Raw genomic sequence first — 17,387 nt, 5'->3', positions numbered from 1 at the left:
ATTGATTCGTATGAATATAGATTACACAGTTACAGCATTGATGTTTCCAGCTATTCCTTTGTTGATGAGCGTATATAGCAATAGGTTTCACTCATTAAGTAAGCTTATTAGGCAACTTCATGATGAACATGTATATGAAAACCACATTCCGCCCGAGTGGAAAAAACAGTTCATAAATTTAAGTGGAAGAATTAGCTTGTTAAAGTGGACCATCATGTTTGCTGCATTTGGTTTTTTATTTAACATGCTGACTGTTTTTGCTCTTTATCTAAGTGAAATTTTTGCAGCAAGAATAATTTTTGGATCTTGTTGTTTATCAATGATGATTTCAATTGTTATTTTTATGAGAGAAATTCAAGTATCAACAAATGCATTAAAACTGCACATGTCTGATATGGATGTTAATTTAGATTAGTTAGGAATAATAACTGCAGGACCAGTTAGCAGTCTTGCTTCTAATTCTTCATGAGCTTTTTTAGCATCATCAAGTGAATATTTTTTTGAAATTTCAACTTTAAATTTTCCAGATAAAATTGCATCAAAAACTTTTTTAGCTGATTCAACTAACTCTTCTCTTGTCATTGTGTAATGTGCAATTGAAGGACGAGTAAAAAATAATCCTTTTGCATTAATATGTTTTTTAACATCTATTGTATCAACGTAACCTGATGCATTACCAAATGCGACCATCATGCCTCTAACTTTTAAAGTTTCAATTGATCCCTCAAATGTTTTAATGCCAACACCATCATAAACAACATCAACTCCATTTTTACCTGCAATTTTTTCCACCTCTTCAACAAAGTTTGTATCAGTATAATTTATTACATGATGACAGCCATTTTTTTTAGCTATAGCTTCTTTTTCTCTAGAGCCAACAGTTCCAATAACTTCAGCTCCTAATGCATTAGCCCACTGACATAATATTTGGCCAACACCACCAGCGGCTGCGTGGTATAAAACTTTATCACCTTTTTTAATTGGGTAAGCTCTGTGTAATAAATATTCAGCAGTAATTCCTTTAAGCATAATGCATGATGCAATTTCGTCTGAGATACCTTCTGGAACTAAAACTAGTTTTTCTTGAGGGAATAATTGTTTTTCTGAATAACTTCCAATTGGCATTGAAGAGTGAGCCACTCTATCGCCAACTTTAAATAGATCAACTTCAGAACCAACTTCTTCAATTATTCCACATGCTTCTAGACCAATTCCACTTGGTAGAGGAATAGGGTACAAGCCTGTTCGGTGATAAACATCAATATAGTTAAGACCGATTGATAAATTTTTTATCAAAACTTCTTTTCGACCTGGTTTGCCGATTTCAATATCTTTAACTTCTAAAGTTTCGGGACCACCAAATTTTTCTATTTTAATTGTTTTCATTATTTTACAAATGTACCATTATGATAATCTTGCACTGCTTGCAAGATCTCAGCTTTAGTATTCATTACAAATGGACCCCCTCTGGCAATAGGCTCACCAATTGGTTTTCCAGATATCAATAAAAACTTGGCTTTAGTTAAGCTAGAAACTTTTAATTTTTCACCTCTAGTTAGAATAATTAAAGTAGAATTTTTAGCTTGGTCATGGTTTTGATCTCCAACCTTAATTTCTCCATCAATTAAGTAAATTAAAGAATTATGTGTTGAAGGAAGTTCAAAATTAAACTCTTTACCTTCTTCAATCTCTACATCAAAGTAAACGGGTTCAACGTTATGGCCCTTAACAGGTCCTTCTGCATTTTCAAACTTTCCAGCAATTACTTTAACTGTTTTTTCATCATCTTTATGAGTACTCATTTTATCTGCATCAATATAAATGTATTCAGGTTTGTTCATTTTTAATTTTGCCGGCATATTTACCCACAATTGAAACCCATGCAGCTTACCTTCGGTCATTGCAGGCATTTCTGAATGAATTATTCCACCACCAGTTTTCATCCACTGAACATCCCCTGAAGACATTCTACCTTTAGCGCCAGTGCTATCCTCATGTTCAAATTCACCACTTAACATATAAGTTACTGTTTCAATTCCTCTGTGAGGGTGAGGAGGGAACCCTCCAATGTAATCATCTTTATTTTCGGAACCAAATTCATCCAACATTAAAAAAGGATCATGGTAATCAATAAGGTGAGTACCAATGCTTCTCTTTAATTTAACACCAGCACCATCTGATGCTGCAACTGGTTCTATGATTTTTTCTACTTCAATATTATTCATTTCTATCCTCTATTTATTGTTTTACTTATTATTTATAACTCCACCAAATGACACACCAGATAGCTCGCTCATTTCTTTTTTCCACGTTGTTAAGTCATTTATAGAAAGTTTATTAAGATGATCATGTCCGCATGCTCTTGCTAATATCTTCATTAGATCTACAGATGCATTAAAAAATCTAGTTAATCTTGCAGAAGATTCGTCAATATTTAATTTTTTTCTAAGTTCTGGTTTTTGAGTGGCAATACCAGCGGGGCAATTATTTGTATTACACATTCTTGCACCAACACATCCTATTGCTTGCATAGCTGAGTTAGAGATTGCAATACCGTCTGCTCCAAGAGCAAGTGCTTTTACAAAATCTGCAGAAGTTCTTAATCCACCTGTTACAATTAATGATACATGGTCATAACCTTTTTTATCTAAGTAATTTCTAGCTCTTGCTAAGGATGGAATCGTAGGAACAGAAATATTATCTCTAAATATTAAAGGAGCAGCCCCGGTTCCACCACCACGCCCATCAAGAATAATATAATCAGCACTAGCACTTACTGCAAATTCAATGTCATCTTCTATATGTTGAGCAGATAATTTAAATCCTATTGGAATACCACCAGTTAACTCTCTAACTCTGTTTGAGAATTTTAAAAAATCATCAACTGTTGTCAGGTCTTTGAAAGTAGAAGGGGAGATAGCATCTTCACCTTCTGGAATTTGTCTTACCTCAGATATTTTACCTTTAACTTTGTTCCCTGGTAAATGTCCACCTGTTCCAGTTTTTGCAGCTTGACCACCTTTAAAATGAAATGCTTGAATATTTTTTAACTTATCTTCTGAATAACCAAATTTAGCTGAGGCAAGCTCATAAAAATACTTTGAATTATTATTTTGTTCTTCTAAAAGCATTCCACCTTCTCCCGAACAAATTCCTGTACCAGCTCCCTCTGCACCTTTTGCTAAAGCAATTTTTGCCTCTTCTGATAGTGCACCAAAACTCATGTCAGATACAAAAATTGGAATATTTAACGTTAGAGGTTTTTTTGAGTTTTTACCTATAATTATATCTGTTCCAACTTTATCGTTATCTAGGAGAGGTTTTTTTGCTAGTTGAGCAGTAAGTATTTGAATATCTTCCCACTTTGGTAAGTCTTTCGAGGGAACACCCATTGCTCCCATTTCTCCATGATGACCAAGTTTTGTTAAGCCATTTTTTGCAAGCTCATGGATGTATGCAAGATGTGGCTCTTCTTCTGTACTCGTTATTTCATTAGTGCTTGAAACTTCTTCTGATTTATTAATTTGATCAGAGGTAAAATTTTTATGTGTACCGTCACAATAAGGTTTGGTGCTACTATGTTTACACATACAAAGATAAGCATCACCAGTTTCTTCAGCTTTAAAATTTATAGGCTCAAATGAAGTACCAGCATGAGACCAATCACAAAATGGTTGGTTTTTAGATTTTCCACAAGTACAAAACATGTATTCTTCATTTTGTACTAGTTCTACTTTTTTAGGTTTGTTATCTGCTATAGTTGGCTTGTCCATTAATACCCTTACTCTAATAAATTAAATCTTAAAATAATATGTAATTTTTTATAAGTGTCTTAATTTAAAGCATCAAGACACTTATATATTTAGTTAATTAACGATTATTTAATTTTTTATCTAGACTGAAATCTTTTGTTTCATTAACAACTAAGAATAAAAAACCCCCAGCAAGAGCAATATTTTTCATAAAAGATATAAACTGCATTTGATCAGAAAGATTATTATGAAAAATAACCGCTGTAGCGATACAAAATATACTTAATAAAGCTGCTGAAACTTTTACTTTATATCCAATCATAATTAATATTGGTGCACCTATCTCAAGTATGATTGCTGGTATTAAAAAAATGCCAGGCACACCTAAAGACTCCATCCAACCAACTGTTCCTTCATAGTTTCCAATTTTGTTAATTCCACTTAACAAAAAAATTAGAGAGATAAGTATTCTACCAGTCAGATCTAAGATGTTGTTCATATTTTTAGTTCTTTTACTTGCTTTAATCATTACTTGCTGTGTGAACCATCACAAAGAGGTTGGTTGTTAGTTTGTTTACAAGCACAAAAAAATACTTTTTTTGTTTCTTCAGCTTTGAATGCAACTGGAGTGAATTCTGAACCTTGATGAGATCCATCACAAAATGGTTGCTTTGAACTTTTTCCACATGAACACCAGTAGTAAGATTTATCTTTCTCTACATCTACTGCAATTGGTCCGTTACCTGCGTTTTGTCCTTTAATCATTTTTACCCTTTCAATTTAATTGACTTGTTCATAGAGCTTTGTTACTAGTAATGCAATAACGCAAAATAATCATACTAGTATATAAAAACATACCATGAAAAACTTAATAGATTGTCCAGCAGAAAGAGCAGTTTACTTTCTTGGAGGTAAATGGAAGATTAGAATTTTGTTTAGTTTGTTGCAAAGTAAAAAAATTAGATTCGGTGAGCTTAAAAAAGGATTGAAAACCATTACACAACAAATGTTATCCAAGCAGCTTAAGGAGTTAGAAGGAGATGGAATAATTAATAGAAAAGTAATTCGAATAATGCCTCCAAAAGTTGAGTATTCACTAACTGAATTTGGCTTTTCGGTTATGCCTATCTTAAGATCTTTTTCAGAGTGGAATAAAAGAAATACTCGAACTATTTCAGTAAAATTAAATAAGAATTTTGAAGAAAATAGAATTAGATAGCCTTAAAAATACAGTAAAAATTTATGTATCCTTTAGTTCTAAAATATGATTAAAATTAAGCAGCGCTGATTTAAGTTAAATTGCAGAGCGCTTTATAAATTCCTGCTAAAGCGACGTTTCAACCACCGCTTTAGTCGGTGGTTTTTTTTTGGAAATTCTTCAAATCTAAACCGGGTACTTGAACCATATTGTGCACCTAGCATTTGCTAAAGCACTAAAAAGGAGAAAAGAGATTGTTTAAATTTACAACCCTCTTGTTTAACGTTTTTCAGTTTCTTTTCTCCAATAATTTGGAGAAAAAAAATGACAAAAAATAAATTAACAGAAAGATTAGATCAAGGTCCTGTAATTTGTGCTGAAGGTTTTTTATTTGAAATTGAAAGACGTGGGTACATGGCATCAGGAGAATTTGTGCCAATGGTTTCATTGGACCATCCGGAAGTTCTTGAAAATTTACATAGAGAATTTCAACATGCTGGATCAGATATTGTTGAAGCTTTCACTTATAATGGTCACAGAGAAAAAATGCGTATTATTGGAAAGGAAGAACTTCTTGAACCTTTAAATCGTTCAGCATTAAAAATTGCTAAAAAAGTAGCACTAGACACACCTAAGGGGTCTAAACCAAATTTGATGGCAGGTAATATTTCAAATTCAAATATTTGGAAACATAATGACCCTCAATCTCAAAATACAGTTGAAGGAATGTTTACAGAGATGGTTGGTTGGGCTGTTGAGGAAGGGGCTGATATGTTGATTGGTGAAACTTTTTATTACGCAGAAGAGGCTTACAAAGCTTTAGAGGTAATGAAAAAAACAGGTTTGCCAACAGTTCTAACAATTTCTCCAATGGGTGAAAATAAAATGAGAGATGGAAAATCTGTTATTGATACTTGTAAAGAGCTTGAACAACGTGGAGCCGATGTTGTTGGTTTAAATTGTTTTAGAGGGCCAGCTACAATGTTTCCTTTTTTAAAAGAAATTAGAGAAGCAGTTAAATGTCATGTTGGAGCCTTGCCTATTCCTTACAGAACCAGTGAAGACTTTCCAACATTTTTTAATCTGCCAGACAGAAGTAATTGTCAGTGTCCATCACCACATGGAAGAACGTTTCCAACGGCATTAGATCCACACTTCTGCAATAGATATGAAATAGGTAAATTTGCAAAAGATGCTTATGCATTAGGAGTGAATTATTTAGGAGTTTGTTGTGGGGCAAATCCAATGTTGATTAGGGAAGTTGCTGAGTCGATTGGATTAAAAGTTCCAGCAAGTAAATACAGAGAGAACATGGAAAATCATTTTATGTATGGAAAAAATAAAAGAATTCCAAAACATATGACTGAATACGGAGACAAAGCGTAAATAAATTAAGAAGGGCATTTAACTAAATTGTGCGCCTGACATATGTCGAAGCACTAAAACAGGAGAAAAAAAATGAGTAACAATCTAAAAGAAACAATAAGCAATCTACAGAAGGATTTTATAGCTAATCCAAAAAATGCTGTGGTCCAATATGAAAGCAACTCAATTCTTAAGGAAGGGCTTCAATCTGTGGTCACTCTTAGGGAGCATAAACTGATAGTGGATGAACCCAAAAGCTTTGGAGGCAAAGATGAAGGACCAAGCCCAGTAGAGTTGATTTTAGCAGCTTTAGCAACGTGTCAGGAAATAACATATAAAGCCTTTGCTACAGCAGCTGGTATTAATATTGATAGTGTCAGTGTTAATTTGACAGGTACGCTTGATCTTCAAGGTTTTTTAGCTTTAAATAAAAACACTAGACCTGGCTTTCAACACATCTCAGGTACTGTTGATATTAAATCTTCATCACCAAAAGCTGAGATAGATAAATTGATTGATACTGTAAATACACATTGTCCAGTTTTAGACATTTTATCAAAAGGAGTTCCTATTAAATTATTTCAAAAGGTTACTTCGAGCGCTTTTGTAAATAAAGAGCAAACTGAACAAAGAGCAAGCGTTGCTTAAATTATATTAGTAAAGGCCTCATGTTATCTCATGAGGCCTTAATAAGATTGTTTAATTGTTCTAAATTTTCTATTTCATTTTTAGGTTTGTAATCAAGGTTATCAAAAATATTATTATTTCTATTTACCCAAATAGAACTGTAACCATAATTTCCACCACCAGAAACATCCCAAGTATTAGCACTTAAAAATGCAACTTCTTCTTTTTGTATTTTATATTTTTTAATTGGCAGATCGTAGACTTTTGAATCTGGTTTATAAATTCCAACTTCTTCAATTGAAAAAATATCATCAAATATATTATTTAGATTATTACTCTTCACCAATTCATTAAGAAGAGAAGGTGTACCATTTGAAAGGATACCTAATTTATAGTTTTTTTCTTTAAGTTTTTTTAAAACTTCTGGCACTTCTTTAAAAGGTGAAAGAACTTTATAAAGATTTAATAATTCATTTTTCATTGAAATATCAATTTCAAATGCCTTCATTGATTTATCTAAACTATCTTCAGTTACCTGCCAAAAGTCTTTATGTCTATTCATTAGACTTCTAAGCCAAGTGTATTCTAATTGAGTAGTTCGCCAGTAATTAGCAAAGCCTTCCCATTTATCACCAATTTTATCTTTGCATTTTTCTGCAGCAGAATTGACATCAAATAAAGTGCCATATGCATCAAAAATTATTGCTTTAATATTTTTCATAAATTAACTTAACATTAATGAGTAATATTAGATTATTTTTTAAAGAAAGTTTATCACTTAATTTAACTGCAAAACTTGATAAATCACAATCTCACTATGTAAATAAAGTGATGAGAGTTAAAGTTGATGAAGTCTTCTCTTTATTTAATAGCAGTGGAGAATGGGAAGCAAAAATTTTAAATATTTCAAAAAGTATAGTTGAATTTAATATTACAAAACAATTAAGACAAAAAGAAAATGTAAAAGAATTGTGGTTAGCTTTTTCACCTATTAAATCAAACTACTTTAATTTTATGATTCAAAAAGCAACAGAGCTCGGTGTTACAAAATTTTTACCAATAATATTTGACAGAACAATTGTAAGAAAAATTAACAAAGAAAGATTAGAAAAAGTAATTATAGAAGCTGCCGAACAGTCCAATCGTATTAATGTTCCATCTATTGAAGATCCTCAACCATTAAAAGATTTTTTGAGTAATGAAAAAATGGATTTAATATTTACCGATTTAAATTCTCAAAATAAAAAATTAGATTTAGAAAAGCTAACTAGTAATCCAACTTGTGTTATTATTGGTCCGGAAGGAGATTTTTCAGAGGAAGAAAGAGGGGAGATTCTTACATTTAAGCACGTTCAGCCAATTAAAATAAATGAAAATATATTAAGATCAGAGACTGCAGTAATTTCAGCTCTATCTATTGTTAGTTATTTGATTAATTGATGGTTTTTAAAAGCTAAAGTGTGATTTTGTCGCAAAATCTAAAGTGTAAATTTTATGAAAGCACTTTATATACTGTTGTAAATGAACAAGTTTTTACTTACAATTTTAGCAACTATCTACTCAACAGGTGCATTAGCCGATCAACCTAAAGAATGGCAACTAGGATTTCAAAACCCAGCCTCTGATGGAATGAGAGATATCGTTAGTTTTCATAATAATATTCTACTTCCAATAATTATTGCTATCACTGTCTTTGTTTTATTTCTTATGATTTATACCTGTATAAGATTTAGAGAATCAAAAAATCCAGTTCCATCAAAAACTACTCATAATGTTGCAGTAGAAGTTTTGTGGACATTAATTCCGTGTTTAATTTTAATCGTGATGGCGATCCCATCATTTAAACTTTTATACAAGCAAGATACGATCCCAAAAGTCGATGTAACAATCAAAGCTGTTGGATATCAGTGGTACTGGGGATACGAATATCCGGACGAAAATATTATTTTTGAATCGTACATGATTAAAGAAGATGAGTTAAAAGAAAACCAACCAAGATTACTAACCGTTGATCACGAAGTTGTTGTGCCAGTTAATAAAGTGGTTAAGGTTTTAATTACTGCAAACGATGTCTTACACGCTTGGGCATTACCATCTTTTGGAGTTAAAAGAGATGCGGTTCCAGGAAGAATAAATGAAACTTGGTTTAAAGCTGAAAAAGTAGGAACATATTACGGTCAATGCTCTGAGTTATGTGGAATACAACATGCTTTTATGCCGATCACAGTAAGAGTTGTAACAGATGAAGAATATGCAATATGGCTAGCAGAAGCTAAAATGAAATTTGCAAAAGAGCCAATTACAGAAAATGAATATAAAAAACTAGCGAGTAAATAAAAATGTATACACAAACAGCATCACAAGACGATCATCACACACCAACAGGTTGGAAACGTTGGGCTTACTCAACTAACCATAAAGATATTGGTACAATGTATTTAATTTTTGCAATTTTTGCAGGAATTATCGGAACAGCTTTTTCAGTATTAATGAGAATTGAATTAATGCATCCCGGTGATGGAATTTTAGGTGGAAATTATCACTTATATAACGTGTTGGTTACTGGTCATGGATTAATAATGATTTTCTTCATGGTAATGCCTGCAATGATTGGTGGTTTTGGTAATTGGTTTGTACCCATTATGATTGGTGCACCTGATATGGCTTTTCCTAGAATGAATAATATTTCATTTTGGTTATTACCTGCTTCATTTATTTTATTACTACTTTCAATTTTTGTAGATGGCCCTCCAGGTCAACAAGGTGTCGGCGGAGGATGGACTTTATATCCACCTTTATCTTCTAAAGCTGGACAGCCAGGACCTGCAATGGATTTTGCTATTTTAAGTTTGCACTTAGCCGGAGCTTCTTCAATTTTAGGAGCAGTTAACTTTATTACAACAATTTTGAATATGAGAACGCCAGGTATGACTTTGCACAAAATGCCTTTATTTGCTTGGTCTGTTCTAGTTACAGCATTTTTATTATTATTATCACTACCAGTTTTAGCTGGTGCAATTACAATGCTTTTAACGGATAGAAATTTTGGAACAGCATTTTTTGATGCTCAAACAGGTGGAGATCCTGTTTTATACCAGCATTTATTTTGGTTCTTTGGTCATCCAGAAGTTTATATTTTAATTTTACCTGGCTTTGGAATGATCAGTCATATTGTTTCAACATTTTCTAAAAAACCAGTATTTGGATATTTGGGAATGGCTTATGCCATGGTTTCAATTGGCGTTGTAGGTTTTGTTGTTTGGGCTCACCACATGTATACGGTTGGTTTAAGCACTGATACTAAAGCATATTTTATAGCAGCAACAATGATTATTGCAGTGCCAACAGGTATTAAAATATTTTCATGGATTGCAACAATGTGGGGTGGATCAATTTCATTTAAAACTCCAATGCTGTGGGCATTAGGCTTTATATTTTTATTTACAGTTGGTGGAGTAACAGGAGTTGTGCTTGCAAATGCAGGTGTTGATACTGCAATGCACGATACTTATTATGTAGTCGCTCACTTTCATTATGTATTGTCTTTAGGGGCAGTATTTGCAATCTTTGCAGGATTTTATTATTGGTTTGGTAAAATGTCTGGTTATGAATATTCTGAAACTTTAGGAAAAATACATTTTTGGTTAACATTTATTGGAGTTAACCTGGTATTTTTCCCTCAACATTTTTTAGGCTTAGCAGGAATGCCAAGAAGATATGCTGATTACCCAGATGCATTTGCTGGATGGAATTATGTTTCATCAGTTGGCTCATACATAGCAGTTGGTGGTTTATTAGTATTTTTTATTAACTTAATTTATTCTTTTTCTAAGAAAAAAGCTGCAGCTCAAAACCCTTGGGGTGAAGGTGCCACAACTTTAGAATGGACCATACCATCACCACCAAATTTCCATACCTTTGATGAGTTGCCGAAGTTTGTGGATGATCAAGATACTGAAAAATCTAATACTCATTAAATTTTAAGAAAATTATTTTTAACAAATAAGATATTATTATGCTGACACTTGACAAAAAAACTAAAAAAAAAAACATCTTTACTGCGTTTGGAATAATAGCCTTCATGATATTCCTATTTTTTTTTACTCTCTATAATGTGGGAGTTTTTGACAGACAATTATGATCCAAAAAAAAACGCTCACTCCTATAATTTTAGCTGGAATCTTTTTTATCATGCTTGGCCTTTCATTTGCTGCGGTACCTTTATATGACATATTCTGTAGAGCGACTGGGTTCGGTGGAACTACGCAAATATCAAAAGAGGCACCAGATATAGTTTTAGATCAAAAAGTAAGTGTTCGCTTTGATACAAATGTAAACAAACTACCCTGGAATTTTAAAGTAAAAAAAAATGTTATGGATGTGAACATAGGTCAAGTGAATCGAATCGAATTTCAAGTAGAGAATTATGGCGATGAAACAACTTATGGTGTGGCTGCTTTTAATGTATCTCCCTCATCTTTTGGTAAATATTATAGTAAATTAGGCTGTTTTTGCTTTGAAAAGCAAGAGCTAAAAGCAGGAGAAAAAGCAACATATATAATGACTTTTTATTTAGATCCAGAAATGGTAAACGACCCCAGCACTAAAAATATTAAAGATGTAACTATGTCCTATACTTTCTTTTCATCAGATTACTATAACCAATCAAAATTATAAAAATGTCAGCAGAAAAAAAACACGATTATCACTTAGTAGATCCAAGTCCTTGGCCTATTTATGTATCATTTTCTAGCTTATTTTTAGCAATAGGGACTGTCTATTATTTGCATAGTGAAGTTTCCTGGGGAATGTACTTAGGTTTTGCTCTTTTATTTTATGGAGTATACATGTGGTTTAGGGATGTAATAATAGAGTCGGTTGACCACGATCATCATACACCTGTTGTTAAAATTCACCTTAGATATGGAATGACTCTTTTTATCGCCTCCGAAGTAATGTTTTTTGTTGCGTGGTTTTGGGCTTATTTTAATGCAAGTTTATTTCCTACCGAACTCATGGGCAATGTTTGGCCTCCAGTAGATATTATAACATTTGATCCTTGGGATATTCCATTGATAAATACATTAATTTTACTACTATCAGGAACCACTGTTACCTGGGCCCACCATGCTTTAGAAGAAGGTGATAAAAAAAGTTTTGTTCAAGGTTTAGCAATGACAGTTTTTTTAGGCTTTTGCTTTTCATTGTTACAAGTCTACGAATATCAACATGCAAAATTTGATTTTGCTGGAAATATTTATGGTTCAGTATTTTATATGGCCACAGGCTTTCATGGGTTTCACGTTATTATAGGAACTATATTTTTAGCAGTATGTTGGTGGAGAGCTAAAAATGACAAATATAAAAAAGATGAATTTTTTGGTTTTGAGGCCGCGGCATGGTATTGGCATTTTGTTGATGTGGTATGGCTATTCCTATTTGCTTCAATCTATATTTGGGGAAGTTAATAGTTTACCTTGAGAAATAAACTTTTATTTTCAATTTTTGTATTCTTTTTTATATCTATATTTATAGCACTAGGTAGCTGGCAACTAGTAAGATTAGATTGGAAAAATGAATTATTAAATAAAATTGATGTTTCTTTGAAGAAAGAACCTGTTGATTTAATGACTAATGTTCCTGAGGACTATCTAAAAATCAAAACTTCAGGGGTTATAGATTTTGATAAACAAATTTATTTATATAGTTTAAACGAAAAAGGTGCTCCAGGATTTAATGTTGTTAATCCAATTATAATTAATAATAAAAACTTTTTATTAAATAGAGGATGGATACCTTTTGATAAAAAAAATACTAAAGAAATTGATATTTTTGATCATAAAACTATTTTAGGAACGTTAAGAAAACAATTTAAGGCTAACAGGTTTAAGCCTGTTAATGATATTAACGATAATTACTGGTTTACTTTAGATAGGGATGATATTTTTCAATATACAAATAAAAAATTTTCACCATTTGTAATTTACTTAAATAATAATTTAGAATTACCAAAACCAAAAATTATTACTGTAAATATTTCAAATAGTCACAAAAAGTATGCTATTACTTGGTTTTCTTTAGCACTGTCAATTTTTTTATTTTATTTATATGTGAGGAAAAATACATATTAATTTTTACAAGCTTACAAATAACTCTTAATTATTTTAAAAATACTTTCCAAATTTTCATGATGACTAATTCGATCAATATACTTTCCATTATCTAATAAAAGTATTGAAGAACTATGATTGATTAAATAACTACCGTCTTCATTAAAAATTTTTTCACTTAAAACACCCCATGATTTTGAAAGCAAAAATACTTTTTGTGGATCTCCAGTTATTCCATAAATCTTACTTTTAAATGAATTCAAGTAATCCTTAATTATTTGAGGATTGTCTCTTTCAGGATCAATACTTACAAAAAAAACTTTCAAATTTTTTTTCTCACTATCATCTAATTTTTCGATAACGTGATCTAGATTAGATAGTGTCATTGGACATATATCGGGACAATTTGTAAAACCAAAAAAAATTGCAGTTAACGGTCCTTGAAAAGATTTTTCTGTTATGGGCTCATTATTTACATCTATTAAAGTAAATGCAGACCCAGTATATGAGGCTACAATATCTTCTTTCTTTTCTTGTATCGATAATACAATAGGCAACATAATAAATAAAAAAATTAACAAACAGCCACCTAGTATAGTTATTGAGGTCTTTAATTTCATATTCTATGAATTAATATATTATATATTATAATTATGTCTAAATTTATTAAAAAACTTTTTGGAACATTGTCTGATAAGCCTTGGGAAAAAGAACAGATGGAAAGTGATAACCATCATCAAGGTAAAACTTTTGATATATCGTTGCAGACATCAGCCGTTATTGTTATCTTTGGTGTAAGTACTGTATTATTTACTTTAGTTGTTACAGGATACCTTTATAGCATTCCAGCGACTCAAGATACAGACTATCTATTAAAACCTAATTTATTATGGTTAAATACTTTAGTTTTATTATATGTTGCTTATTTTTTTAATAAAATCACAAATGATTTAAAAAAAAATAATTTTGAAAAAATTAAAAAGAATTTGCTTATAGTTGGCTTTTTAAGCTATGCTTTTTTATTTGGGCAGATCCTTTTTTGGTTTCAATTAATGAAAAATGGAAACTATGTTTCTACAAATAATTATTTTTCATCATTTTATATTTTTACTGCACTTCATGGTTTACATCTTTTAGGAGGATTATTTTTTTGGGGGAAAGTTTTTTCCAAAGTTAATAAACTTAAAAAAGAAGAAATTATAAAAGAACAAAAAAGTATAGATGCACTGTCTCTTTATTGGACTTTTTTATTAATTGTTTGGTTTGTATTTTTTTTAATTATGTATGTTTTTAATGATACTGTCATTGCTTGGTGTCGAGCATTACTTGGATAAGCAATCTAAAGAAACAAAGTTAAAATAGCCCCAACAATAATTATAAAAATTAATAAAATATTAACAGATTTTAGATATTTTTGTATTTCTGGCCTCTTTTCTTTTTTTGAAAAAACTCCTGCTCCCAGAGAAATTACAAGATAAAAGCAAAAAACTAAAACCAGTACAACTACAAAGAGACTAAATTTATCAAGCATAATTTAATTCACTATAAAGCCTTATTTACTCATTTATTAATATATTTTTCTATGGATTCGGAAATTTATTTCAATTACTGTTATCTAAGAGAGAGACAAATATGCACCCGGGAATTATATTTTTAGGGGTAATTGTTGGTTCAGTTCTGTTCCATATATATACTCCATGGTGGTGGACAGACATAGCCTCAAACTGGGGGGCAATGGATGATACAATTAATTTAACTTTCTGGATTGGTGGCGGTGTATTTATTTTAGTTTGTTTGTTCATGGTTTATTGCATACTAAAATTTTCCTATAAAGAAGGCAGAAAAGTTGAATACAAACCAGAAGATCATAAATTAGAAAAAATATTAACTATTGCCACTACTGTTGGAGTTATTGCTCTTCTAGCACCGGGTCTAATTGTTTATAATAATTATATCAATACTCCAAAAAATGCACTGCAAGTTGAAGTGAATGCATGGCAATGGGGATGGCAATATAGATTACCAGGTGAAGATGGAATATTAGGCACAGCTCAAGTTGAAAAAATTAGTGATGACAATCCTTTTGGAATAAACTTAGATGACCCATATGGAAAAGATGATATTTTAATTCAAGACGATGTGCTTCACCTAAAAACAGACAGACCAGTAAAAATTTTATTAAGGTCACTAGATGTTTTACACAATTATTATGTTCCACAATTTAGAGCAAAAATGGATGCTATACCTGGAATCATTTCTTATTATTGGTTTGAGCCAAACAAAATAGGAGAATACGAGGTGTTGTGTGCTGAATATTGTGGAGTGGGCCATTATGCTATGAGGGCAAAAGTTATAGTTGAAAGTGAAGGCAATTATAAAAACTGGATTAAAGAACAGGAAACTTTTTCAGATTTAATTGCTAAACAAGAAAATGATAAATTAAAAACAACTCTACTTGCTAAAAATGATGATTAAATAATGTAAAGGAGAATTATGTCAGACGAATATAACCAACAGAATACACCTCTTGAAGCACAGTCTTCAGAAACCATGTCTGGCTCTTCTGGCACTCCATCAAAAGACATTGATTATGTAAGACCTGCAGAAATTCCTGAACAGGATCTTTATCATGGGCATAGTTTTATTACTAAATGGATTTTCTGTCAGGATGCTAAAGTTATTGGTATTCAATATTTTCTTACTGCCGTGTTTACAGGAATAGTCGGTCTAATACTTTCTTGGTTGATGCGTTTACAATTGGGTTATCCAGATCTAGTTCCATTCATCACAGCAGAACATTATTATCAATTTGTAACTATGCATGGCATGATAATGGTTGTTTATTTTTTAACAGCATTATTCTTAGGAGGTTTTGGAAATTATTTAATTCCTTTAATGGTTGGAGCGAGAGATATGGTTTTTCCATATGTAAATATGGTTAGTTTCTGGATGTTTTTTATCGCAGTATGTGTTCTCATGGCTAGCTTTTTTGTTCCTGGTGGACCAACAGGTGCAGGATGGACGCTCTATCCACCTCAAGCTATTTTGCCAGGTACTCCTGGTTCCAATATGGGAATTACCTTAATGCTTATTTCTTTATCGTTATTTGTAATTGGATTTACTATGGGTGGATTAAATTACATAATTACAATTTTACAAGCTCGTACTAGAGGGATGACATTAATGAGAATGCCATTGACTATTTGGGGAATTTTTACTGCAACAGCTTTGGCTATGTTAGCTTTTCCAGCATTATTGGTCAGTTGTATTATGATGACTCTAGATAAGATGCTTGGGACTAGTTTTTTTATGCCAGCCATTCTCCAAGCTGGAGAAGTGCTAAGTTATGGAGGAGGAAGCCCTGTTCTTTTTCAACACTTGTTTTGGTTTTTTGGCCACCCAGAAGTTTATATTGTGGCTCTTCCTGCTTTTGGAATAGTTTCAGATTTAATATCTGTTCATGCTAGAAAAAATATCTTTGGATATAGAATGATGGTTTGGGCTATTGTTGGTATAGGAGCTTTAAGTTTTTTTGTTTGGGCTCACCATATGTATGTTAGTGGAATGAACCCTTGGTTTGGTTTTTTCTTTGCAACAACCACACTTATTATTGCAGTGCCAACTGCATTGAAAGTTTATAACTGGATAATAACACTATTTAGAGCAAACATTAGAATGAACACAGTAATGCTTTTTTGCTTAGGTTTTATTGTGACCTTTGTAAATGGAGGAATTACTGGAATTTTTTTGGGGAATGTTGCGGTAGATATTCCACTATCTGATACTTATTTTGTAATAGCTCATTTTCATATGGTCATGGGCATAGCCCCACTTATGGTAATTATGGGTGCAGTTTATCATTGGTTTCCCTTGGTTACTGGAAGAATGTTAAGTGAAAAATTAGGTAAGTGGCACTTTTGGGTTACTTTTTTAGGGGCTTATTCCATTTATTTTCCAATGCATTACCTAGGTTTTATTGGAGTGCCACGAAGATATTATGAAATGTATGATAGTCCATATGTCACTTCAGCTGTTGGAATGAATGAATTTATAACTATTGCGGCTTTAATTGTTGGTTTTTCACAGTTTATTTTTATTTATAATATTGTAACAAGTTTAAAAATTGGAAAACCAGCAGGCAAAAATCCTTGGCAGGCAAATTCTTTAGAATGGCTAACCCCTGATGTACCACCAACTCATGGTAATTGGGGAGAAAAATTACCAGTTGTTCATAGATGGCCTTATGATTTTAATGTACCTGGTGCAAAAGAAGATTACATAACCCAAACAACGCCACCAAGTGAAGTTATTAATGCAGAGGTAGAAAAAACTTAG

At 31.9% G+C, this 17,387-nt stretch carries 20 protein-coding genes and 2 riboswitches; of the genes, 13 read left to right on the top strand and 7 right to left on the bottom strand.

The features are described from left to right. Window positions 1-10: 10 nt before the first annotated feature. A complete protein-coding gene (locus tag ABXT48_RS06340) occupies window positions 11-415 on the top strand; it encodes a DUF2721 domain-containing protein (protein ID WP_415286171.1) in 405 nt (134 codons plus the stop codon). Here ABXT48_RS06340 and ABXT48_RS06335 read toward each other — a convergent pair. The 5 genes from ABXT48_RS06335 to ABXT48_RS06315 all read right to left on the bottom strand — a co-directional run bounded on the left by ABXT48_RS06335 (window position 412) and on the right by ABXT48_RS06315 (window position 4,517). Then, the gene (locus ABXT48_RS06335; RefSeq protein WP_415286170.1) at window positions 412-1,386 is read right to left on the bottom strand and encodes a quinone oxidoreductase family protein; all 975 of its coding nucleotides are present in this window, start codon (window positions 1,384-1,386) and stop codon (window positions 412-414) included. The genes ABXT48_RS06340 and ABXT48_RS06335 overlap by 4 nt on opposite strands. Then, window positions 1,386-2,225 (bottom strand): pirin family protein, encoded by an 840-nt coding sequence (locus tag ABXT48_RS06330; protein WP_415286168.1) that lies wholly within the window; start codon window positions 2,223-2,225, stop codon window positions 1,386-1,388. Before ABXT48_RS06330 ends, ABXT48_RS06335 begins: the two co-directional genes overlap by 1 nt. A gap of 21 nt (window positions 2,226-2,246) precedes the next feature. Then, window positions 2,247-3,773 carry a glutamate synthase-related protein gene (locus ABXT48_RS06325; protein ID WP_415286166.1) on the bottom strand — a complete coding sequence of 509 codons (1,527 nt, stop codon included), beginning with the start codon at window positions 3,771-3,773 and terminating at the stop codon, window positions 2,247-2,249. A 97-nt stretch (window positions 3,774-3,870) separates the two neighbouring features. Beyond that, the gene (locus ABXT48_RS06320; RefSeq protein ID WP_018413556.1) at window positions 3,871-4,281 is read right to left on the bottom strand and encodes a DoxX family protein; all 411 of its coding nucleotides are present in this window, start codon (window positions 4,279-4,281) and stop codon (window positions 3,871-3,873) included. Next, complete coding sequence (locus ABXT48_RS06315; RefSeq protein ID WP_415286164.1) at window positions 4,281-4,517, bottom strand: CDGSH iron-sulfur domain-containing protein; 237 nt, start codon at window positions 4,515-4,517, stop codon at window positions 4,281-4,283. Before ABXT48_RS06315 ends, ABXT48_RS06320 begins: the two co-directional genes overlap by 1 nt. Window positions 4,518-4,611: 94 nt before the next feature. Between ABXT48_RS06315 and ABXT48_RS06310 the strand changes: the two genes are divergently transcribed. The 3 genes from ABXT48_RS06310 to ABXT48_RS06300 all read left to right on the top strand — a co-directional run bounded on the left by ABXT48_RS06310 (window position 4,612) and on the right by ABXT48_RS06300 (window position 6,963). Beyond that, complete coding sequence (locus tag ABXT48_RS06310) at window positions 4,612-4,971, top strand: winged helix-turn-helix transcriptional regulator (RefSeq protein ID WP_271512614.1); 360 nt, start codon at window positions 4,612-4,614, stop codon at window positions 4,969-4,971. 163 nt (window positions 4,972-5,134) lie between these two features. Next, window positions 5,135-5,199: riboswitch (SAM riboswitch) on the top strand. Window positions 5,200-5,274: 75 nt separating this feature from the next. Next, entirely contained in the window at window positions 5,275-6,336 is a 1,062-nt protein-coding gene (locus ABXT48_RS06305) for a homocysteine S-methyltransferase family protein (RefSeq protein WP_415302844.1), read from the top strand. 3 nt (window positions 6,337-6,339) lie between these two features. Then, window positions 6,340-6,404, top strand: a riboswitch (SAM riboswitch). A 4-nt stretch (window positions 6,405-6,408) separates the two neighbouring features. Beyond that, window positions 6,409-6,963 (top strand): OsmC family protein, encoded by a 555-nt coding sequence (locus tag ABXT48_RS06300; protein WP_415286160.1) that lies wholly within the window; start codon window positions 6,409-6,411, stop codon window positions 6,961-6,963. Window positions 6,964-6,991: 28 nt separating this feature from the next. On the opposite strand, the gene ABXT48_RS06295 is transcribed toward ABXT48_RS06300, so the two are convergent. Then, complete coding sequence (locus tag ABXT48_RS06295; RefSeq protein ID WP_415278064.1) at window positions 6,992-7,663, bottom strand: haloacid dehalogenase type II; 672 nt, start codon at window positions 7,661-7,663, stop codon at window positions 6,992-6,994. Between the two features lie 17 nt (window positions 7,664-7,680). Between ABXT48_RS06295 and ABXT48_RS06290 the strand changes: the two genes are divergently transcribed. The 6 genes from ABXT48_RS06290 to ABXT48_RS06265 all read left to right on the top strand — a co-directional run bounded on the left by ABXT48_RS06290 (window position 7,681) and on the right by ABXT48_RS06265 (window position 13,073). Further along, window positions 7,681-8,382 carry an RsmE family RNA methyltransferase gene (locus ABXT48_RS06290; protein ID WP_415286158.1) on the top strand — a complete coding sequence of 234 codons (702 nt, stop codon included), beginning with the start codon at window positions 7,681-7,683 and terminating at the stop codon, window positions 8,380-8,382. 81 nt (window positions 8,383-8,463) lie between these two features. Next, on the top strand, window positions 8,464-9,279 hold the full coding sequence (gene coxB, locus ABXT48_RS06285; protein ID WP_415286157.1) for a cytochrome c oxidase subunit II: 816 nt from the start codon (window positions 8,464-8,466) through the stop codon (window positions 9,277-9,279). Window positions 9,280-9,281: 2 nt separating this feature from the next. Continuing rightward, window positions 9,282-10,919, top strand: coding sequence for a cytochrome c oxidase subunit I (gene ctaD / locus ABXT48_RS06280; protein WP_415286155.1), 1,638 nt, complete (start codon window positions 9,282-9,284; stop codon window positions 10,917-10,919). Between the two features lie 163 nt (window positions 10,920-11,082). Then, window positions 11,083-11,619: a cytochrome c oxidase assembly protein gene (locus tag ABXT48_RS06275; RefSeq protein WP_415279172.1), complete on the top strand. Its 537-nt coding sequence runs from the start codon at window positions 11,083-11,085 to the stop codon at window positions 11,617-11,619. Window positions 11,620-11,621: 2 nt separating this feature from the next. Next, window positions 11,622-12,410 (top strand): cytochrome c oxidase subunit 3, encoded by a 789-nt coding sequence (locus tag ABXT48_RS06270; protein WP_415278060.1) that lies wholly within the window; start codon window positions 11,622-11,624, stop codon window positions 12,408-12,410. Window positions 12,411-12,419: 9 nt separating this feature from the next. Next, entirely contained in the window at window positions 12,420-13,073 is a 654-nt protein-coding gene (locus ABXT48_RS06265) for an SURF1 family protein (protein WP_415286153.1), read from the top strand. Window positions 13,074-13,084: 11 nt separating this feature from the next. Here the strand turns inward: ABXT48_RS06265 and ABXT48_RS06260 are convergent, their stop codons facing one another. Next, the gene (locus ABXT48_RS06260) at window positions 13,085-13,672 is read right to left on the bottom strand and encodes an SCO family protein (protein WP_415286152.1); all 588 of its coding nucleotides are present in this window, start codon (window positions 13,670-13,672) and stop codon (window positions 13,085-13,087) included. A 33-nt stretch (window positions 13,673-13,705) separates the two neighbouring features. Between ABXT48_RS06260 and ABXT48_RS06255 the strand changes: the two genes are divergently transcribed. The 3 genes from ABXT48_RS06255 to ABXT48_RS06245 all read left to right on the top strand — a co-directional run bounded on the left by ABXT48_RS06255 (window position 13,706) and on the right by ABXT48_RS06245 (window position 17,387). Further along, window positions 13,706-14,386, top strand: coding sequence for a cytochrome c oxidase subunit 3 (locus ABXT48_RS06255; RefSeq protein WP_415286151.1), 681 nt, complete (start codon window positions 13,706-13,708; stop codon window positions 14,384-14,386). A gap of 298 nt (window positions 14,387-14,684) precedes the next feature. After that, window positions 14,685-15,527, top strand: coding sequence for a cytochrome c oxidase subunit II (locus tag ABXT48_RS06250; RefSeq protein ID WP_415278055.1), 843 nt, complete (start codon window positions 14,685-14,687; stop codon window positions 15,525-15,527). A 75-nt stretch (window positions 15,528-15,602) separates the two neighbouring features. Beyond that, window positions 15,603-17,387 (top strand): cytochrome c oxidase subunit I, encoded by a 1,785-nt coding sequence (locus ABXT48_RS06245; RefSeq protein WP_415287137.1) that lies wholly within the window; start codon window positions 15,603-15,605, stop codon window positions 17,385-17,387.

The organism is Candidatus Pelagibacter sp. Uisw_101 (assembly GCF_047727615.1).
Classification (GTDB): domain Bacteria; phylum Pseudomonadota; class Alphaproteobacteria; order Pelagibacterales; family Pelagibacteraceae; genus Pelagibacter.
Note: the sequence above shows the minus strand (reverse complement) of the source record. Positions and strands in the feature narration are given on the sequence as shown.